Raw genomic sequence first — 20,752 nt, forward strand, 5'->3', positions numbered from 1 at the left:
TATAATATAATTAGATTTTGAGGAGTTTATGGATTTTAGGAAGTTATTGTTTATTATATCTCTTATGGTTATTCCCTATATGCTTTTTTCCGGCGATCATAAAGGTCTTGATTTTAAGATAAAATTTTTTAATCAATCAATTTATCGTGTTAATAGTAATATTTCAATTGAAGTTTCACTTGGCAATTCATCTGATGATTTAATTACGCTTGAAATAGGAGATATTAATACTTTTGGTTTTGATTTTGATGTTACGGATACTACTAATATAAAAGTTAAGAGGTCTTTTGAATATGTTAAAAGTAAAGCAAAAAATGTTGCGATTCCTATAAGAACTTTGAGTTTAAGACCTAATGAGAAATTTTCTGTAGTTATGAGTTTAAATCAATTTGTAAAATTTGATAAAGATGGGGTTTATTTTGTTAAAGGTATGTTTTTTCCAGATATCTCGGATCCACAAAATCGTGTAGAGTCTAATATTATTACTTTATTTTTAAAGCCTAAGGCGGATGATATTGATGACAAATTTAATTTTTCTAATTTATCTTCTAATCATAGGATTCAAGGTGTTTTAGAAAGAGAGGCTTTATATCCTGATAAGGTTGTTGAATATTTATTTTCAGCTTTGCGGCTTAGGGATAGGGAGAAGTTCTTTTTGTATATCGATGTTGAAAGCCTTATTTTAAATGATCAGAACAAATCATATCTTTATAAGCAAGAACTTAAATTAGGCTCTAATAGTATGCTAGAAGAATATAAGGAAGCTTTATGGAATGATAGCAATTCTGGTATTGCAAAAGTTCCAAGTACATTTTCTATTGTTGAGACTACTTATACGGATTCTACAGGTAAAGTTGTGTCTGATGTGTATTTTGAAGATGGTCATTTTTATGTAGCCAAACGATATACCTTTTTTTTAAAAAAGTATGATTATTATTGGATCATTTATGATTATGCTGTTCAAAATACTGGAATTAAGGAGAAATATTAGAACTTCTATTTTTAAAATTAAAAGAATTAGTGTTGTTCTCTGGATAGTAAGTTCCTTTAATTTATATGCTGATCTTCAACATAAGGTTGTTAAAGGTGATACTTTATATTCAATTGCGCGTAAATATAAGGTTTTAATCAAAGAACTTAAAAGGGCAAATAATTTGAGGTCAGAAAATATTAGAATTGGGAGTATATTAATTATTCCAAATTATTCTGATCTTAAGACTAGTAATAAGGTTAATAAAATTCTTGCTAAGAAAAATAATAAAGAAGTTAACTTTAGAAATTCTAATGTTGATGCTAAGGTTCATGTTGTTGCAATAGGTGATACTCTTGAGGATATATCAAAGAGATATAAGGTTGGAGAGAAAGAATTAATGGCTTGGAATAATTTGACTTCTAAGATTCTTAAAGTTGGTTCTAGGTTGAATTTGGATGAGCCTGATTTTTTAAAGCCTTATATAGTCAAAAAAGGTGATTCGCTCTCTAAGCTTTCTGTAGATTTTGATATTAGTATTAAAGATATTTTGCGATTTAATTCTATAGAGAGTGAAAATTTAATCATTGGCCAAAAATTATATTTAAAGAAATCTTCTGGAAATGTTAATTTACATTATGTAAGGAGAGGAGAAACTCTTGGAAAGATTGCATATGTTTATGGTGTTACCGCAAAACATCTTGTACGTCTTAATGGAGATAGGGCAATAAATTTAAAGGCAGATTCAATTTTAGATGTGTCATCAAAAATGATTGAAGAAAATTTACCCAATTCTAATCATTTACAATTAGAGAGCCAAAAACGTGGCAATGAGATATTTATATCCCACAAAGTATCTGTTGGTGAGACTTTATATAGTGTTGCTCGTAAGTATGGAGTTTTACTTGAAAATCTGAAGAGTTGGAATGATTTGAGCGGGAATAGTATTTTTCATAATCAGGAACTTAAGATTTATGATAAGAAAAAGGAATCAATTATTGCAAATAAAAAGTTAAGAGAAGCTGTTGACAACACTGAAACTCCTAAAACTAAAGTTAAAGCTATTGCAAATATTGCTTCCACTAAGAGTAAAAAATTAGACTTAAGTTTTTCTAATGTTTTAGATAGAAGGGATGCTTTTGATATTGGAGCTTTAGTTGTATTGGAACCTAAAATACCTATCTTTGAAGCTAATGGAGTTTTTTACTATTGGTACAAACCTAAAAAAATCAGTCAGCCAAGTGAATTTTATTCAGAAGATTGGTATTCGCCTTTGAATGCTTATAAGAGGGCAAGTCAGCTTTTTAAGAGTTTTGAAAGTCTTGTTCAATCTCGACCGATTAAAAACAATAGTTTAAAAAATAAATTAATAATTATTGATCCTGGACATGGAGGACTTGATCCCGGTGCTATTGTTAAAGCTAGAGATGGACTTAATAATGAAATTTTTGTTGTCGAAGATGAATATGTTTATGATATTGCTTTAAGGCTTTATGTATATCTTAAAGAATATGGTGCTAATGTTGAGCTTACTATTTTATCACCTGATCATTTGATTAGGGATAGCGTGTCTGCTAATAATACATTTGTTAATGTTAAGAATGAAGTTTATAATGATTATGATTTAAATAAGACTGACACAGTTGATTCTTGGATAAATGGTACTATAGAAGGCTTGAAGAAGAGATTAATTGTTGTGAATAAATTTGTAAATAAATATAAGAATGTTAAGGACAAAGATATTCTTTATATTAGTTTACATTCTGATAATAGTGTTGGTGCGCCTCAGTGTATGGGATTTTATTATCAGTCGGAAGATGGAAAGAGCTTTGACGCTTATTCTAAGGGTGTGATTGAAAAAATGATAGAAGGGTTTAGGAAGCCCCCTTATGTTAAAGGACAAAATCTTTATATGTTAAAACACAATATTATTAAAACTAAATTATTGGTTGAAATTAGAAATCTGGCATTTAACGAGGAAGCATGGGCAATTAGGTCTTCTAAACTTAGGGATAGGGATTCTAAAATTCTTGCTGATGCTATTTTGAAAATTTTATAGATAGGAATATTTTTTAGTGAATTTAAATGCTTGACAAAAGATTTTATATCTAGGATAATGTTTAGATGTTAAATCCCCTATAGCTCAGCGGTAGAGCAGGTGGCTGTTAACCACTTGGCCGGAGGTTCGATTCCTTCTGGGGGAGTTTTGTTTAAAATATGATTTTTTCTATATCTTCACGTTTTACTTTAAAGTAATTAAGTCTTTCAAGTAGTTTTTTGTTATTTCCATGGCCTAAGTTAAAGTGATTTTGTATTTGTTCCCTTCTTTGTTTAGATTGTTCTCCCGTAATACCAAGTTCTATTAGGTCACTTAAACTTAAACTATCTGTTTGTTTTTCATTATCGAATGTACCCACTTTTTTTAAAATTTTGGCTATTTCGAGTTTTGATGACATTTCTACTTCTTGATTTTTATTTTTAAGATAAGCATGTTTAATTTTATCTTGATCTAAGTAACTTATTCTTTCAAGTATTTGTTTTCGAATTAATTTCCCTGCCTTATCGCTATCGGTAAAAATAATAATTCCATTTGTTTCGATTGCTTTTTTTAAAATATCAAAGGTTGTTTTTTTAATGTAAAATCCACCTGTTTCAACTATTGTGCACTTAAATATTTCTTTTATTCTCTTAGCGTCATCTTTGCCTTCGACAACAATTATTTCTTTTATATATTCCAGGTTTTAATTCCAATTTTCAAAAAAAGATCTTAAAAGTCTGATTGCCTCTATGTGATCTGCTATTGCAATGGTTTCCCTTAAAGAATGCATTCCCCACATTGGAACTCCAATATCTATAGTTTCAATTCCTGTTTGGGCATTTACAATTGGACCAATTGTGCTACCAGCCTTAGTATTTGCTTTCATTAATATTTCTTGAATTTTAATATTATTTTTCATAGCTAAAGCTTTAAGTTTGGCCCATCCATGTGCTGTCGTTGCATATTTAAAATTAGCATTGCTTTTAATAGTTACACCTTTTCCCAGACTGATTTGATAGTTTGGATCATGTGTATATGGATAACCCGGATGAATTCCATGTGCGCCATCCATTGAAATATTAAATGATTTGTTTAATTTAATTAGATGTTCTTCTCTGCTGAGTTTTAAAGAATGGTCAATTCTTTCTAAGACTTCTGTTAATAGGTTTGAGCCAGCTCCCCTGGAGGTCATAGATCCAATTTCTTCATTATCAAAAAATATGGCCACTTTATTTTTATTATTATTTGTATGAACAAATGCATTCATTACCGCATGACACCCCGATTTATTATCTAGATTTTTAGATGCTAAAAACTCACTCTCATGTCCTATGATTTTAGACGGCTCAGATGCTGTAAATATTAAATCGCAGGATAATAAGTCTTTTGCAGGTATTTGCAGTGTTTCTATAATTTTTTCTTTAATGCTTTTTTGAAGACTTGTGATAACCACAATATTTTCATGGGTATCATATGCAAACCCTTCATTTACCTTTCGATTTAAATGAATAGCAACATTTGGTATAATTCCAATATTTTCAATTGTTATCAGTTGTGCATTAATTATATCGTCTTTATTAAAGTATACTATTCCTGCTAAGCTTAGATCTCTATCAGTCCAGGTTGAAATTATTGGTCCACCATAAGTTTCAATGTGGCAAGAGAAGACATTGCCTTTGTATTGTGTAGATTCTATCTTAAGTTTAAGTCCAGGGCTATCCGAGTGTGCCGCTGCTATCAAGAATGGTTCGTATATGTTGGTTGTGTTAATATTGAATGCAATTAGACTTGTTCCTTCTTTTTTTACATAGTAATATCCTGTTTCTAGTATCCATTTGTCGTTGAGTTTTAATTCTTTTGCATTAAGATAATACATCAATTTTTGTTCAATATAATTTACTAAATGGTATGGAGTTAAGCTTTTGTCCAATAGATTTTGTAGGTGTGATATGTCTAATGTTTGATCATTCATTTTTATTTTTCCCTTGTAATTTTATTGTTTTGATATCTAATATTTTATTATAATAGCTGGTGCATGTATATACTTTTATATTATGTAAGGAGATTATTAAATGGTTAAGTTCTATAATAAATTGATATTTGTTTCTCTATTATTTATTGCTTGTGCAACGGTTGCAGAGGTTGATTTGAAAGATGGTGCTAGTGGAACAAGTATGGTAATATTAAATGTTAATAAAGAATTTGAGAGAATCAGAAAAGAACTCGCAGCAACTCTTGTAGGAGAAGAGGCTTCTAAACTGCCCCTTTTTCCTGTTGATAAAATAAAGCAATATTTTAATATTGAAGGTAAGAAATTAGGATTAAAACTTTTAAGTGTTAAAACAAGTGGTGATTCCCTTAAGTTATTTATTCAATTTGATAATTTGATTAATGTTTTCGAAACTTATTTTGCAAAAGAAAAAATGCCCATATTTAAAGTTGAAAAAAAGAATGGGAAAAATATTTTGGATATTAATTTTAATTTAAAAAATGTTACCAAAATTATCAATGCAAATAAGGATAAGGTAAATGATGCTCTTGCTGCACTTTTGCCTTCAGAAGAAATACCAATATCTGAAAAGGAATATAAGGATGTGTTAGTTTACTTTCTATCAGACTTTACTCCACATGCAAGTGAACTTATTGATAACTCTAATATTACAGTTAAATTGAAAACTTCAAGAAAGGTTCAGGAACAATTTGGATTTGAACAGCTTAATCCAAATACTTTAGAACTTAAATTAGGCATGGTTAGAAGTTTAAGTCTTGAAGTACCGATCAAATTAAGATTAGTGTATTAAATTAGTGCGTAAATGATATGTTTAAGAGATAAAAGTAGTTGTAAGTTAAGAGATAAGAATTAATTCTTATCTCTTTTGATAATTCCTACTAGTAAACCAGTTGTTATAGTCCCTATTAGGATAGATATTATCCACATTAAAGGATTAGTTACTATCGGAAGAATGAAGATACCACCGTGTGGGGCCATGAGTTTTACTTCAAAGAATGCAGATAGAAAACCCCCTATAGATGAACCTATTATGCAAGAAGGTATTATTTTTAAAGGGTCTGCTGCTGCTAAAGGAATTACTCCTTCTGTTATGAAACAGGCACCTAAAATATAACAAACTTTGCCAGTTTCTTTTTCTTCTTGTGAAAATTTTTTATTAAAGATGCTAGTTGCAAGTGCGACTCCAAGTGGTGGAATCATCCCCCCTGACATTATGCTTGCATGAGGAATATAATTTCCAGAGCTTATCATTGCAAGTCCAAATGTATAAGCTGCTTTGTTTACGGGCCCGCCCATATCTATCGCCATCATGCCACCAAGTAGTGCTCCAAGTAGTGCCATGTTTGTCCCACTTAGTGAGTTTAATGCATTTGTTATGGATGCGTTAATATACGCAATAGGTGTTAGTAAGAAGTATGTCAGGAAGCCTGATATTAATACTGAGCATAATGGATAGATCAAAACAGGGTTAAGACTACTTATTTTTTTTGGTATTACTTTTTGACTTATTGATTTGATTATTACAGTGACATATCCTGCAATAAATCCCGCTAAGAGTCCCCCTAAGAAGCCTGCTCCTCCTTTATGCATCATTAGTCCCGTAATCATTCCAGGAGCAAGTCCAGGACGTTCTGCTATACTAAATGCAATATATCCGGCAAGTATTGGGATTATTAAGGAAAAAGCATTCTCGCCACCAATTTGCATTAAGATATCTGCTATTTTATTATAACTTGGATCATTTATATCGAAAGCCTGAATACCAAACATGAAGGCTATTGCAATAATTATTCCTCCCGCTACTACGAATGGGATCATGAAAGATACACCATTCATTAAGTGTTTGTATACACCACCATTTGTTTTATTGAATTTAACACTTTCGTTTGTTGTTTTACTATTATAGATAGGAGCTTTATTATCAAGGATATTTTGAATGAGAGCTTTTGCTTTGTGTATTCCATCTTTTACACTGACTTCAATTAGTGGTTTATCACTAAATCTTTCTTTATCAACATTTCTATCAGCTGCGATAATTATGCCTTTTGCTCTTTTAATTTCTTCTTCTTCTATTTTATTTTCAACTCCGCTAGAACCATTAGTCTCTACTTTAATCTCTACTTTTAGTTCAGCTGCTGCTCGTTTTAGATTGTCAGCTGCCATGTATGTATGGGCAATTCCTGTAGGACAAGCAGTTACTGCTAGGATAAGGTCTTTGAGATGATTTTCATTAGTTATAGTTTCTGTTTTGTCATTTGAAAGAATTTCTAGAAATCTGTTTGTATCATTTGTGCTCATAATTTCTTGTCTTAAGATTTCATTATTAAATATGTTATTAAGATAAGATATTGTTTTAATATGAGTATCGCCTGTAGTTTTTTCAGGAACAGCTATCATAAAAAATAATTTTGAAGGTTTAGAGTCGGAAGCACTAAAATCAAATCCTTCCCCTTGAACTCGTAATATGGCTATCCCATGTTTTTCAACGAAATTACCCTTTGCATGCGGCATTGCAATATATTGTTCTAAACCTGTACCACTTATTTTTTCTCGTTTTTTGATATCTGTTATAAAATCTTCTTTATTCTTAAGATATCCATTTTCACTAAGCATATCTGCCATTTTTTCAATTACATCATTTTTACTTTTGGCTTCATAATTCAATAATATTAATTTTTCGGAAAATAAATCTTGCATAGGAAACTCCTTGCTATACTGTGATCTTCATATTATAATGAGTATAACAACTATTTATTATAACATATAAGTTATAAGTGTTGAATATTTGATTGTTTAATCATTTTACTTAAATTAAGAAATAAGGAGAGTACCTTGATATATACGCTTACTCTTAATCCTGCTGTTGATTATAAAATAGTTATGGACAGGCTTCAAAAAGGATGCCTTAATAGTATTATTAGTGGTAATTTTTTTGCTGGTGGTAAAGGGATCAATGTAAGTAGCGTGCTTAAAAATTTCAACACGGAAAGTATTGCTCTTGGATTTTTGGGAGGATTTACAGGTAATTACATAAGAGCTCAACTTGATTTTATGAGAATCAAACATGATTTTATTAGTATATCTGAAAATACTAGAATCAATATTAAAATGATGTCAGGTGGACAAGAGACAGAAATTAATGGGAATTCACCTACCATTCTTGATGGTGATTTTGAGTCTTTAATTTTAAAATTAAAGAAATTAGATAAAGATATATTAATAATGTCTGGAAGTATTCCAAGTTCGCTTGGATGTGGATTTCGGGTTTATAATGAAATAGCTAACAATCTTTCAAATAATGTTAAATTAATTATAGATACAAGTGGTCCTGCTTTACAAAAAATTATAGAGCTTAGGCCTTTTTTAATAAAACCTAATATTAATGAACTTAGGGAACTTGCGAATATGGATTTGGTTTTTGATAAATCTATAGTTAATGCTGGGTATGAACTTATAAAAAAGGGGGTACAAAATATCATAGTATCAATGGGAAGTGAAGGTGCTGTTTTTATAAATAATGATGATGTCTGTGTAGCCCGTGTTCCAAAAATCAATTCTTTAAGCACTATTGGAGCAGGAGATTCTATTGTTGCTGGATTTGTGTATGCATATCAAAATGGTAATTCTCTTTGTGACTCTTTTAAACTTGGAGTTGCAGCAGGTACTGCAACGGCATTTAAGGGGCACCTTTGTAATCTTGATGATGTTAAAGACATGCTTGATAAGATAAAGCTTGAACAGCTTTCTTTAGATTAACGTTTAGACTAACATAGTTAGACACTTAAATATGATGTGAATAGGATTGAATATATTTTTATGGTAAATTATGAAAAACATTGCAGAGTAAGATTAAATTAAGATTAGACTGAAATTTATAGCTTTAGATTATTACCGGGAGCGACGGGTCTCGAACCCGCGACCTCCTGCGTGACAGGCAGGCGTTCTAACCATCTGAACTACACCCCCAAATGCAATATTTAAGATTATATTGTTTTTCTTTTTGTTTGTCAATTTATTTCAAGATATCTATGTGTTCTGCGATTTTTGAATCTCTATCTATTGTTTTTAAGCTAACATTTTTAATGATATCATTGCTTGATATTATTTCTATGCTTTCTTGGGCTCTGGTTATTGCAGTGTAGAGCAATTCTTTTGTTAAGAATGGGTGATCTTCTATTATTATTTGTGCATGTTGATACTCAGAGCCTTGGCTTTTATGTATTGTGGTTGCAAAACTAAGTTCATATTTATTTATTAGATTTAAATTTATTTTTTTATATTTTTCATCGCTTCTTTTAAGTAAAGCATAGATTTTGAAGTTATCTTTAAATAGAATTCCTCTTTCTCCGTTAAATAAGTCGTTTTTATAATCATTTTGTGTAATCAAAATTATTTGTCCAACTAAATTACCATAAGTTTTTTTTAAATATAGTTTTATTATTTCATTTATTCTTTTTGTTCCAAATTTTCCAAAATTTCTTGAGCATAAAATGATATTGTTAAGCAGAGTATTAATTATTGATTCAATTTCTTTGTCATCTAGTAAGTTGAGATCAAAATTAGAGATATTTTTATATATATTTTTGATATGATTTAATAATTCAGTTTCAATATTTGTTTTATTTATATTCTTTAAAATTATATTTTTCTTGGCAGCAAGTTGAATGTCAATTAATTCTTTATCTTCTTTATATATTGCTTCGGCTAGTAAATTTATCTCATCATTACTTCTAAAGTTTTTTTTAAGTATTTCTACATTTTCATCGTTTATATTTTTGATTGTCATAAGACTTGAATATACATTTCCCCCAGCTATTGCTGGGAGTTGATTTTTGTCCCCTGTTATTATGAGTTTGGTATTTAAATTTATTGCCTTTAGTAATTTTAAGAAAGTGTTTGCATCTATCATAGATGCCTCATCAATTATTATTATTTCAAATTGTAAAGGATTGACTTCATCATATTTATCCCTTTTGTTTATAAATGACATTTTTAGTAATTTTTGGATTGTGCTATATTCTATTTCAAGATTTATAAATGACCCTTTTAAACTTGACTTTAGTTTTTGACTTGCTTTTCCAGTTGGTGCTGCAAGAGCTACTTTTTGCTTGGTGTTTAAATTAATATCAATTGCTTTTAGAATATAATTGATAGTTGTTGTTTTACCTGTACCTGGACCGCCACTGAGGATAAAAAAATTACTTTTTAGGGATTTTGTAATTGCATTAATTTGTTCCCCACTAAGATTTTCAGTGTTTAAGTTATCTATTATATTTTGTATTTTTTGAGTATTTATTTCATAATTTGTATTATTTTGGAGTCTTTAATCTATTTTTTTTATTAGTTCTTCTTCTTCTCTAAAATTTTTTTGAGTGTAGATATGAGTATTATTCTCTAGGATTAAAGGAGTTATAATTTTTGCATCTTGATTGAAGTTTTGGAGTATATTATTTTCTTTTAAGTGTAAGATTATTTCTTGTATGGTTGTTAAGTTTGTAAATTTTTCAAGTTTTTTTAGTATACTTATTTTTTGATTGTCTTGATTTTCTTCTTCTAATTCAATGAGAGCACATTTAATTGTGGTTTGAATGTCTTTTATGAGTAAATTGATATTAGCTCTTAAATGTCCTTTGGAGAAATAATTAAATAGAAATATTAAAAAAAGAGTAAGTTCATTATATTGTTCAGTTTTTATTTTTCTTGTAAGTAAATGTGATTTGTAGTAATTTTCTACATTTATGTTTAAAGTTTCAATTATGTCATAAATCTTGAGTTCTGGATTTAAATAGTTCCTTTTATGCCCTTTTAAGAATTCTTTTAAGACTAAATAATTTTTCATATTTCCCTTTTTAATATTTTAATTGCAAATATATTTGTTCTAAATCACATTCTTTAAAGTTAGGTATGGTGAAAAAAATTCCGTTTTGAGTTTTAGATTCTTCTTTAATATTTTTTTGAAATGCTCTTGTAAAGAGATATATCACCCCCCCAAAGCATTTGTTGTATTCTTCTATATTCTTAAAGAGTATTTTTTTTATTCCTAACGTGTAGAGCTTATATTGTAAATCATATTGTTCTTGTTTGATCTTAAGTTTTAAGTTTTTTGAGTTATAATCTTTCAAATTGTCTCCAAGGTAATTGGTTTTATAGTCTAAAATATATATTTTGTTATTTATTTTAAAGATAAGATCAATGATGCCTTTGACGTATCCTTCATTAAATATTAAATCTAGCTTATTATAGTTTTTAAATATGGATTTTTGTTCGTAGATTTTTGTATCTACTTTAATTAAAAATTCCATTTCTCTTTGCAATTCTTGAATATCACACAGTCTTGAATCAATGGATTTAATTTTTATGTTTAAGATGTTATAAATCATCTCCCCTAACATTTCTTGTATTTTAGGTGTATTTAGCCTTGAATTGAAATAGTCTATGCTTTTTTGTATGAGTTCAAGATTAATTTTTTGAAAATCATTGAAGTTATTCTTTCCATCTTTAAAATTTATGTCTTTCATTATGGCATGTAAAATATTGCCAATGTCTTTACCCTTTGGGAGTACATTTTCAGTATAAGGAATATCATCATTGTCATAAATCTCATCATTTCTCATTTCTTGATTTGCATGATGTCTGGCTTTATAAATTGATACAAGACTTGTGTAACTATGTGTATATTCTTTTCTAAATAAATTTTTATTTATGCGTGATGGAGGGATTAATTTTATTTCTTTGTTGTCATTTGTGAATTCATTGAATTGATGAGTTTTAATCAGGTGATGTACATTAAAGTCTAAGTTTATTCCAGCAATTGTTTTGATTTCTGATAACTCTAACATCTTATTGATTATTGTTCCTTTATTGAGGATAAATAGTGCAAATCGAGAACGTGTTGTTCCCACATAAAAAATATTTTTTTCTTCATTTAAAATTTTGTTTTTAGCAAATTGTTGATTTTCTTTTAATTTTAAGAAATCAAATCTCATTTTATTATCTAAGCAAAACTTATAGAACGTATCTGATTTTTTTAATAAGTTATCATTTTGTTGCATGTCGCCTATGAGGAATACGATATTTATACTTAATCCTTTTGATTTATGGATTGTCATTAGTTCTATGGCTTGATCATTTGAAGTAGTAGTTTTATCTTCATCTTGTTGGATATCTTGGTTAAGTATTAGATCTTCTAGAGTAGATATTAATGATTCTATATTTTTATCTTCATAGTAAATTTTGGAAATAAAATCTAGACTTGTTTCATAGTTTTTAAGTGACTCAAATTTTTTCTCATTTATGAGGGTTTCTCTATAACTTTTTTTTGATCGTACAAATTCGGTGAATTTAGTATTATTTAAAGTTTTTGACAAGTGAAGCCATAAATCTTTCTTTAATGTAATTTCTTCTATTGCTTTTATTAATGTTATTTCTTGATTTTCAAGTAAATGTATTAGATCGCCAATAGCTTCTTCTATATGTTTAATTTCATTACTTTCAAGTAAATTTATGTATAATTCCCATGGAAGATTAATTATTTTGCTGACTAGAGTGTAATTTAGTGTTTGGAAGTTTTGTTTTCTGTCTAAACATTTGATGAGATAAAATATTTCGTTGAATTCTTTTGTCTTCAAGAATGACTCTTCAGATTTATTAGTTTTTATATCTTGTGTTTTAAGTTCTGTGTCGATTAAGTTTATTTCTCTGCTTGTCCTGCAAAGCACTTTTATATCTGATTCTTTAATTTGTCTCAGTTTATTATTATCATAAATTTTACCGTTTGTTAGTAGATATTTTATTGTTAGTGCAGTTTTTTGTAAAATGTTGTCATTTTCATTGTCAGATTCTATTATATTAATTGCTTCTATTTCTTGGTCATTTATAAAAATTTTATTTTCATCATTTTTAGGCTCAGTTGTTGATTTGATAAAATCTATTTGTTCTATTGGAGATATATCGGTTTTATTATAGATATTATCGAACATGATATTTAAAGGTTCAATCAATTTCTTATTTGATCTGTAGTTTTTCAGTAAGGTTATTTTTGCATTATTTTCTATTTTATTCTTTATTCCTTGATTATAGTATGATATATCGGCATTTCTAAATGTATAAATTATTTGCTTTGGGTCAGCTATGAATACTAGTTTTATGCCACAAGAGCCTAAGAATTCAAATATTTCTATTTGTGTTAGATCTAAATCTTGTGCTTCATCTATTAGTATGATTTTATATCTGTTTTTTATTGAAGTTAGTAGCTTTTGATCATTAAACTTTAAGTGCTTTTTGAAATTTAGCATTATATGTTTTTGGTCTATTGTGTTTGTTACATTAATGATATTTGTAAGTTCGTTGTCTATATATTGGAGTATGTTATGTTCAATTTTTAGACTAATATATCTTTTAAGTGTATTCTTGTCTTCTCTGTTAATATTTGTTTTATGACTAAGTTCTCTTAAATCGGTTTGTATTTTTAGTTCTTTAGGTAAGAGAGTAACATTTTTTTTTAGATTAGCTTCTACTATTTTAGAGAAAAACTTATTGGTTGTAAGTATGTCTATTATTTTGACTATGTCATTTTCTTGGTTATATTTTATTTCTGATATTTTGCTTCCTTGATTATGTTTATTTAAAAAGATTCTTTTCTCTTCCATAGTCATTTCGTTTAATTCTTCTATTATTGAGTTGTATTTATGGATGAATTTATTTTGATTTATAAGTATTTTTTCAAAAGTCTCTTGAATTTTTAACCAATCTCCAAGTTCTTGTATTTTATCCCTTTTGTACTCTTGTTTGAGATATTGAATCATACCTTTTGTATTTTGAAATTTAGATTTAAAGATTTCAAATTCATTGTCTTTGATTTTTAGTTCTTTTTTTAGGAAATCTGACTTTCTTAAGAATTCATAAATTATTTCATCAATTTCCGATGTAAAGTTTTCTTTTACATTGTATTTGGAAAAGTTTTCTGTCTCAATTTGAAAGTTATTTAGAGAATATAGTGCAAATTTATTTATAGTTGAAACCATAATTTTATTTGATTGTTCATAAATGATTTTTAGCAATTTATCTGTTTTTGAATCTTGATATGCATTTTCAATCGATTTTAATATTCTAATGTGCATTTCATCTGTTGCTTTTTTTGTGAATGTTAGTATTAGGATCTCATTTGGGAGTACATCTTGCTTATGAGTAAGTTTGTGACGATGTTTTCAAGTGTATAGGTCTTTCCGGTTCCCGCTGATGCTTCAATTAATATTTTTTCATTGTGTTTGATTTTATCTATTATATTTTTCATTAAATTAACTCTATTCCTTAATAAATTTGGCATAAAAATCTTGTAGTAGTTTTTCCAAGTTTACATCTATATCTAAGTCGTGAGTATCTTTAAATCTGTTATAATATGGACACCATGTTATATCTTTTTGTTTAAGAATAAATTCCATACTTTTATTAATGCTAATGCTTTTCTGTGGATATTTTATTTGTGTTTTTAATACAGTTGGAAACTCATTTATATCTTTTATTTTAGTTAGGCTTTTTTGTATTAGATCTTGATAAATGGGAGTAGGATAGCTTGAAATATATGTTATTTGTTTTAGTAGATTTATAAGGTCAGAAGATTTTATTGCTTCGTTTGTGTATTTATTTTCAAGTGATACTTTTGAAGTATCATAAATTATTCTTATCTCTTGAATTGAGTCTATATCTTCAATTTCGGTTTTTAATATTAATCCTATTATGTATAGATTGATTTGCCTGATAATTTTATCTTGACTATAATCTTTTTTTTCTAGATCAATATAATAATATTGATTGCCGATTTTGTATATATTTTGCAATTTTCCACGCAATTTAAATTCTAGTATTTCGTTCTGGAAGTTAATCGATATGCTTTTATTTAATATGCTATCAACTTTCTGCATTGTGAAAAGTTCTTGGCAATTAATAGCAATATTATTTTTGATTTCATTGAATTTTGTTATGAATTCTTCTTTTAAGTTTGTTTTTTTGATATTCATAGGAATTATTCCTTGTTGAATTTGATGTTCAATTATATTGTCTATTCTGTCTAAGATATAATGTTCATTATTTTCATTTTTGAAGTATTCATTTATTTGTATGAAATTCTTCATTAACTTATAATTCAGATTATCAATAGCAACAATTTGTTCTTCTCGTATTTCCTTAATTTCGCTAGTTTGATTTATGTCTTTGATGTATATATTTAATATTTCTTCGTAAAAATATTTGTATGGATTAATGATGGCTTTTTGTATTTGTTCTATTTCTAGTGTAGTTTGTTTTTTGAATTTGAGTCTTTTTTGTTTAAAGCTTGAGTATTGATTTTCTTGTAGTGACTTTGCGATATTAAAAGCTTCTGTATCATAATTGATTAAGTAGTTGTTTTCATGCTTGAAGTATTCAAAGTCATAATTTTCATTCGGGTGTATCTCAATTTTTAATTCTTGATTCGAATCTTTTATATAATTGATTAGTTTATTTATTACTTTAGGTTTGCTGATATCGGCATTTAGAAATTCACTTACTGAATAATAGAGATAAAATTTACTTGTTGCCGCAAATAGTATTTTAATTAGATTTGAAATATTATCTTGTTCCAGATTTGTATAGTTATAATATTCATTTAATAGGTTCATGTTATCAAAATTAATGCTTGAGTTTAATATGTGTGCTCCTAAAAAATGAATTTCAGATTTCTGCAAATATTCGATTTTATCAGAACTTGCAACGAGTATACCTATGTTTTGATTATTTGGTTGATATTTGATCTGTTCTATACTTTCTTCAAGCATTATTTTAAAAAGAGCAAAATCAACTTTTTTGTCTTTAATTGTTGTCATGTAATCTTTATAAAGATTTGCGTTAAAATCCCTTGAAAAATTTTTAAGGGATTGTATTCTTGTTTTTATGTGTTCATCAATTTGATTATTGTCTTCAAGTTTAATATATTTATCTATGAATATATCTATTATTTCTGCCCATTCATATACTGTGTATTCTTGTTCTTTAAAATATGTTATGTCTTCATATAGGCTTTTTATTATGTTTATCAATTTTATTATTGAGCTTGGGTCTTGAAAACTTATATTTTCTTGATAATTGTTGCATTCGTATTTTTCATTAAAGATTTCAGACATGAGAAATCTGTTAAACCCATCTTCCCATGAATTGAGAAAGTATGTATTATAAAATAAGGTTTTTTTATGATATTCATTCATTCCAAAATTAATATTCATTGTGTCACTGAATTTGATTAGGTATTCAAGTTCATTTATTGAGATATTAAATTTATTCATTACTTTTGTATTACTTAAAAATTCAAGTATTTCTTTTCTGTTGAAATTACTAATTGTTCCTCTGTTTGAAATGAATAATTTCATTAATTGTTTTAATGCTATTATACTTTTGCTTTTTGAGATATTTTTAGAATTTAGAATAGTAAATTCAAGTTCATATTTGTTTAAAAATTCTTCTATGTATGGTAAGTACATGTCCATATCTTTTGCTGGGTAAGTAATTATAATGTCATTTATTCTTAAATTCTTATTTTGTGTTGAATGTAAAATATTGTTTATTAGAATTTCTACTTCTCGTTTTTTTGTTTTTGCTTCTATTATTTTAAAACTATTATCTGGCTTTAATAGGGGGGTACCTTTAATAATATTATTTTTTAAACTTGCTAAGAAATTTTTATCTTCAAATAATTGAATATCAATTTCTTCCTCTATTTGTATATTTAAAGTATGTTTGTTGACTTTTACAGGTAATAATTCATCTATGAGGGTAGATGGAGTTTGAATTGTATCTTCAAGTATTAATTCGTATATTTTGATGTCGAAAATTTTTTGTAATGAGTGTAAAATTTGTCTATCAATTTCTCTACTTTCTCCTATGATTATTATTTTTTTAGTTTCAATACTTTGTTTAGTATTTGTTATTTCTTGTTTTATCTTATCGTGCAAATCAAAAATGTTGATTTGATTTGCGAATAGTTTTTCAAACATTTCTTTTTGCATTGCTTCATAAAATATTTTATTATCATCTTCGAATAGGAGCGTATTTCCTCTCCAATTATCAATCAGATTTGAAAATTTAGAGTAGTATTTATGAAAAAGAGTTATTATTTTGGATGTAAAGATATATCTAGTTTTTGGTGATTTAAATTGTTTTATGTCTTTTATTTTATTTTCTTTTAATATGTGATATAAAATAAATTTTTCTGTTTCTGAGTAAAGTAGTAAAGTATTATTTTCTAGAAAATTTTTTATATTGTGATTTTTTATTGCAAGATTATAGATTGTCTTTATTATATTTTGTTTGATATTAAGATTATATGACACTCCATTCATGGTTGCTAAATATTTTTTAAGTTCTTCACTGAGAATATTTTTTTTTGAAATTATGATAGTTTCTTTTTGAAAGATGTCATCATTTTGAATTAGTTCTTTAATTTTATTGTAAATTTTACTTATCTTATTTGTTTTATATATCTTATACATAATGTGTTATAGTATCTTATTTTCTTCAGTGAGTTTATTTTTTAAATTTTTTAAATTTTGCGTAATACTTACTTTATACATGTGCGGATTTATGATCCTTTTATATGTATGATCAATTTTTTTAGATCACTTTTAACTTTTTTTCTTATATTCTTTAGGTCTGATTCAAAAGTGTTATAAAAATTACCATTTTCAAAAATTGTGTGTATTAAAAATTCAAAACTTTCATATGTTTTTATTTCTTTAAAGACATTCTCTTGTGTTGGATGAAAAATTGTAAATTTCTTTTTTGCCCTTAACATTTCTTCTATCTCATTTTCTTCTTCTTTTAAAAAAATTAGATCAAAAATCATTTGTTCATTTGAGTATATTCTGACAACCCCTTTTTGAGAAGGAAGTGTTGCTTTATCAAAGTTATTTGATATTTTCATTTTAGGAATGAATTTATCGTTTTCTTGGATTGATATCATTTTATATACCCCTGAAAGATTGGGATCTCCTTTTGCAGTAACTAGATTGGTTCCTACCCCCCAACAATCAATAGGAGCATGAATTGAGCTTAAATACATAATAATATCTTCATCAAGCTCGTTTGATATAATAATTTTTACTTCAGGTAGCCCATTTTCGTTAAGATTTTTTCTTATCCTTTTACTTAAATATTCTAGATCGCCACTGTCAATTCTGACAGAAAAGTTTTTTTTATCTTTGTTTTTTAATGCTTGAAAAACTTTTATTGCATTTTTAAGACCACTGTTGAGTGTATCATAAGTGTCAAGTAGTAAACTTACATTATTTGGATATGTTTTTGCATATTCCCAAAAAGCTTCTTCTTCGTTTTTAAAACTCATTACCCAACTGTGGGCCATTGTGCCGGTAACAGGAATATTATATTTATATCCTGCAAGTACATTGCTTGTAAAGTCAGCACCCCCTATATAGGCAGCTTTGCTTGCCGAAAGTGCACCATTGATGCCTTGAGCCCTTCTAAGACCAAATTCAGCTAGATTTTTAGCACCAGCTTCTTTAATCCTTGATGTTTTGGTTGCAATTAAGCTTTCAAAATTTATCGTATTTAATACTAATCCTTCTATTAGCAAAAGTTCAATTAAATGTCCTTCAATAATCAGTATGGGTTCATGAGGAAAAACTATTCTTCCTTCTTCTATTGAGCTTATTTTAATATTTAATTTAAGTGTTCTTAAGTATTCTAAAAATTTTTTGTCAAAATAATTTAGGCTTTGTAAATATTCAATTTCTTCTTCTTTAAACTGCAAGCTTTTTATAATATTAATTAATGTATGAATTCCTGCTAAAATTATATATCCATTTTTAAAAGGTGTTTTTCTGAAAAACATTTCAAATTTAGCTTTTGGATTGATATTTTTTGTGAAATAAGCATTCATCATTGAAAGTTCATAAAAATCTGTAAATAGTGATAAATTATTCATTATTTTTACATTATACACTATTGTACGTTATCTATATCGATGTTTTAATTTTTTAATTTTTTAAATTTTACTTAAAAACGGGCTTCAAGATTAAGTTTAAAGTAGATAAAATTTTTATTCTAAAAAGAGCTCCATATATGCTAGTATAGCATGGTTTTTGATGTGACAATAATAGTATAATTTTATTCATTGGAGATGTTTATGAGTGAAAGGAATGTATCTAATTTTGATATTGTGCTATTTGGTATTACTGGTAATTTATCTAGAAGAAAACTTATTCCTTCTCTTTTTAATTTGTATAAAGATGGTTATATCAATAATTTTAAGATTATTGGGTTTGCGAGAAGAAATTTTACTGATGCGGATTTTAAGGTCTATATTAAAGATTCTCTGTGGCAAGAAGAGCCGACTGCTTTAATTGATGATTTTTTGAAATTTTTTGTTTATTTATCAGGAGATTTTAGAGAAAGGGATGCTTATGTAAAATTAACATATCTTTTAAATAACAGGGAGAGAATATATTATCTTTCGACATCCCCTGAGTTTTATGAGGTGATAATTGAAAATTTAAAGCCATATTCGTTTAATAATATGTTTTATATGTCTAAAATTGTTCTTGAAAAGCCTTTTGGTAATAGTCTTGATACATCTAGATATTTAAATTCTCTTCTTTATTCTGTGTTTAAAGAGGAACAAATCTACAGAATAGATCATTATTTGGGCAAAGAAACTGTTCAAAATATTTTTACATTTAGATTTGGAAATTCTATTTTTGAAAATATTTGGAATAATCGTTATGTAGATTTTGTTCAAATTACTGTGGCAGAAGAAATAGGAGTTGATGGTAGGGCTGAATATTATGATTCTGTTGGTGCTTTAAAGGATATGTTCCAGAATCATATCTTGCAGCTTTTAAGTTTAATTGCAATGGAGCCTCCTATTGGATTTAATGCAGACTTTATTCATGATGAGAAGGTTAAGATTTTAAAGAGTTTGAGAAAGTTTAATAAGGCAACTATTCAAGATTATGTTGTGAAGGGACAATATGTGTGTTCGCAAGTACAGGGGATTTCAAAGAAAGGATATAGAGAAGAAGCTGATTTTTTAAGTACTTCAAATACTGAGACTTATTTGGCCATGAAATTGTTTATTGATAACTGGCGCTGGTCAGGGGTTCCATTTTATGTTAGGACAGGAAAAGCACTTATGAGAAAATTTTCAGAAATATATATTCAATTTAAAAGACCTAATTTTAATATTTTTACTAGTGAATTGCGTAATATTGCAAATGCTTTAGTTTTTAGAATTCAACCAAGAGATGGCATTGAAATCAAGTTTAACATTAAGCGCCCAGGATATAATTATGAAATTCATAAAGCTAATATGGAATTTTCTTATCAGTCCTCATTTAACAAGTTTTTTGGTGAATCTTATGAGAGATTACTTTTAGATGCTTTTTTGGGTGATAAGACTTTGTATGCTCGTAATGACGAGATTGAGAATTCTTGGGAATTTGTGTCCGATATCCTTGATAAGTGGAAGGATATTAAGAATTGGGACTATTTGCATGGCTCAGAAGGACCAGCTGAGGCAAATATAGTTTTAGAAAAGGATCATTTTTGGCGTAAAATGTGATATCGTGATATATTAGTTTTATTGTTATATGAATCAAATATAGAATGTGTTTTGCTATTTTTTGACTTAAAATGAGATTTTTAAATATTTTTATGTGGTATAATATATAGAAATATATTTATGATTTTG

At 27.5% G+C, this 20,752-nt stretch carries 9 protein-coding genes, 2 tRNA genes and 3 pseudogenes; 6 read left to right on the forward strand and 8 right to left on the reverse strand.

The window, feature by feature from the left end:
• The first annotated feature begins 28 nt into the window (after positions 1–28).
• The 3 genes from ACWUD1_RS03225 to ACWUD1_RS03235 all read left to right on the forward strand — a co-directional run bounded on the left by ACWUD1_RS03225 (position 29) and on the right by ACWUD1_RS03235 (position 3,174).
• Complete coding sequence (locus ACWUD1_RS03225; protein WP_472756394.1) at positions 29–991, forward strand: hypothetical protein; 963 nt, start codon at positions 29–31, stop codon at positions 989–991.
• A complete protein-coding gene (locus tag ACWUD1_RS03230) occupies positions 948–3,029 on the forward strand; it encodes a LysM peptidoglycan-binding domain-containing protein (RefSeq protein ID WP_472756395.1) in 2,082 nt (693 codons plus the stop codon). The genes ACWUD1_RS03225 and ACWUD1_RS03230 overlap by 44 nt, the downstream gene beginning before the upstream one ends.
• A gap of 73 nt (positions 3,030–3,102) precedes the next feature.
• Positions 3,103–3,174 (forward strand) — tRNA-Asn (locus ACWUD1_RS03235).
• 6 nt (positions 3,175–3,180) lie between these two features.
• On the opposite strand, the gene rnmV is transcribed toward ACWUD1_RS03235, so the two are convergent.
• On the reverse strand, positions 3,181–3,708 hold the full coding sequence (rnmV, locus tag ACWUD1_RS03240) for a ribonuclease M5 (protein WP_472756925.1): 528 nt from the start codon (positions 3,706–3,708) through the stop codon (positions 3,181–3,183).
• Between the two features lie 3 nt (positions 3,709–3,711).
• Positions 3,712–4,980: a M18 family aminopeptidase gene (locus ACWUD1_RS03245; RefSeq protein WP_472756396.1), complete on the reverse strand. Its 1,269-nt coding sequence runs from the start codon at positions 4,978–4,980 to the stop codon at positions 3,712–3,714.
• Positions 4,981–5,080: 100 nt separating this feature from the next.
• Between ACWUD1_RS03245 and ACWUD1_RS03250 the strand changes: the two genes are divergently transcribed.
• Entirely contained in the window at positions 5,081–5,809 is a 729-nt protein-coding gene (locus ACWUD1_RS03250; protein WP_472756397.1) for a hypothetical protein, read from the forward strand.
• 59 nt (positions 5,810–5,868) lie between these two features.
• Here ACWUD1_RS03250 and ACWUD1_RS03255 read toward each other — a convergent pair whose 3' ends face one another.
• Entirely contained in the window at positions 5,869–7,716 is a 1,848-nt protein-coding gene (locus ACWUD1_RS03255) for a fructose-specific PTS transporter subunit EIIC (RefSeq protein ID WP_472756398.1), read from the reverse strand.
• A 135-nt stretch (positions 7,717–7,851) separates the two neighbouring features.
• Here ACWUD1_RS03255 and pfkB point away from each other — a divergent pair, with 135 nt between their 5' ends.
• Positions 7,852–8,775 carry a 1-phosphofructokinase gene (pfkB, locus tag ACWUD1_RS03260; RefSeq protein ID WP_472756399.1) on the forward strand — a complete coding sequence of 308 codons (924 nt, stop codon included), beginning with the start codon at positions 7,852–7,854 and terminating at the stop codon, positions 8,773–8,775.
• Between the two features lie 136 nt (positions 8,776–8,911).
• Here pfkB and ACWUD1_RS03265 read toward each other — a convergent pair.
• The 5 genes and pseudogenes from ACWUD1_RS03265 to ACWUD1_RS03285 all read right to left on the reverse strand — a co-directional run bounded on the left by ACWUD1_RS03265 (position 8,912) and on the right by ACWUD1_RS03285 (position 18,988).
• A tRNA-Asp gene (locus ACWUD1_RS03265) sits at positions 8,912–8,985 on the reverse strand.
• A 46-nt stretch (positions 8,986–9,031) separates the two neighbouring features.
• Positions 9,032–10,858: pseudogene (gene recD, locus ACWUD1_RS03270) on the reverse strand (exodeoxyribonuclease V subunit alpha).
• A 10-nt stretch (positions 10,859–10,868) separates the two neighbouring features.
• A pseudogene (gene recB, locus ACWUD1_RS03275) lies at positions 10,869–14,311 on the reverse strand (exodeoxyribonuclease V subunit beta).
• Positions 14,312–14,321: 10 nt separating this feature from the next.
• Positions 14,322–17,537, reverse strand: coding sequence for an exodeoxyribonuclease V subunit gamma (locus tag ACWUD1_RS03280; protein ID WP_472756400.1), 3,216 nt, complete (start codon positions 17,535–17,537; stop codon positions 14,322–14,324).
• 6 nt (positions 17,538–17,543) lie between these two features.
• Positions 17,544–18,988 (reverse strand): annotated as a pseudogene (locus ACWUD1_RS03285) (nicotinate phosphoribosyltransferase).
• A gap of 201 nt (positions 18,989–19,189) precedes the next feature.
• Here ACWUD1_RS03285 and zwf point away from each other — a divergent pair.
• On the forward strand, positions 19,190–20,623 hold the full coding sequence (gene zwf / locus ACWUD1_RS03290; RefSeq protein ID WP_472756401.1) for a glucose-6-phosphate dehydrogenase: 1,434 nt from the start codon (positions 19,190–19,192) through the stop codon (positions 20,621–20,623).
• Positions 20,624–20,752: the final 129 nt, after the last annotated feature.

This window comes from Borrelia tillae, from assembly GCF_055693965.1.

Bases quoted from the DNA above. Each gene is read 5' to 3' on its own strand.
- ACWUD1_RS03225 (WP_472756394.1), top strand. From the start codon at position 29: ATGGATTTTAGGAAGTTATTGTTTATTATATCTCTTATGGTTATTCCC.
- ACWUD1_RS03230 (WP_472756395.1), top strand. From the start codon at position 948: ATGATTATGCTGTTCAAAATACTGGAATTAAGGAGAAATATTAGAACT.
- ACWUD1_RS03245 (WP_472756396.1), bottom strand. From the start codon at position 4,980: ATGAATGATCAAACATTAGACATATCACACCTACAAAATCTATTGGAC.
- ACWUD1_RS03250 (WP_472756397.1), top strand. From the start codon at position 5,081: ATGGTTAAGTTCTATAATAAATTGATATTTGTTTCTCTATTATTTATT.
- ACWUD1_RS03255 (WP_472756398.1), bottom strand. From the start codon at position 7,716: ATGCAAGATTTATTTTCCGAAAAATTAATATTATTGAATTATGAAGCC.
- ACWUD1_RS03280 (WP_472756400.1), bottom strand. From the start codon at position 17,537: ATGTATAAGATATATAAAACAAATAAGATAAGTAAAATTTACAATAAA.
- zwf (WP_472756401.1), top strand. From the start codon at position 19,190: ATGAGTGAAAGGAATGTATCTAATTTTGATATTGTGCTATTTGGTATT.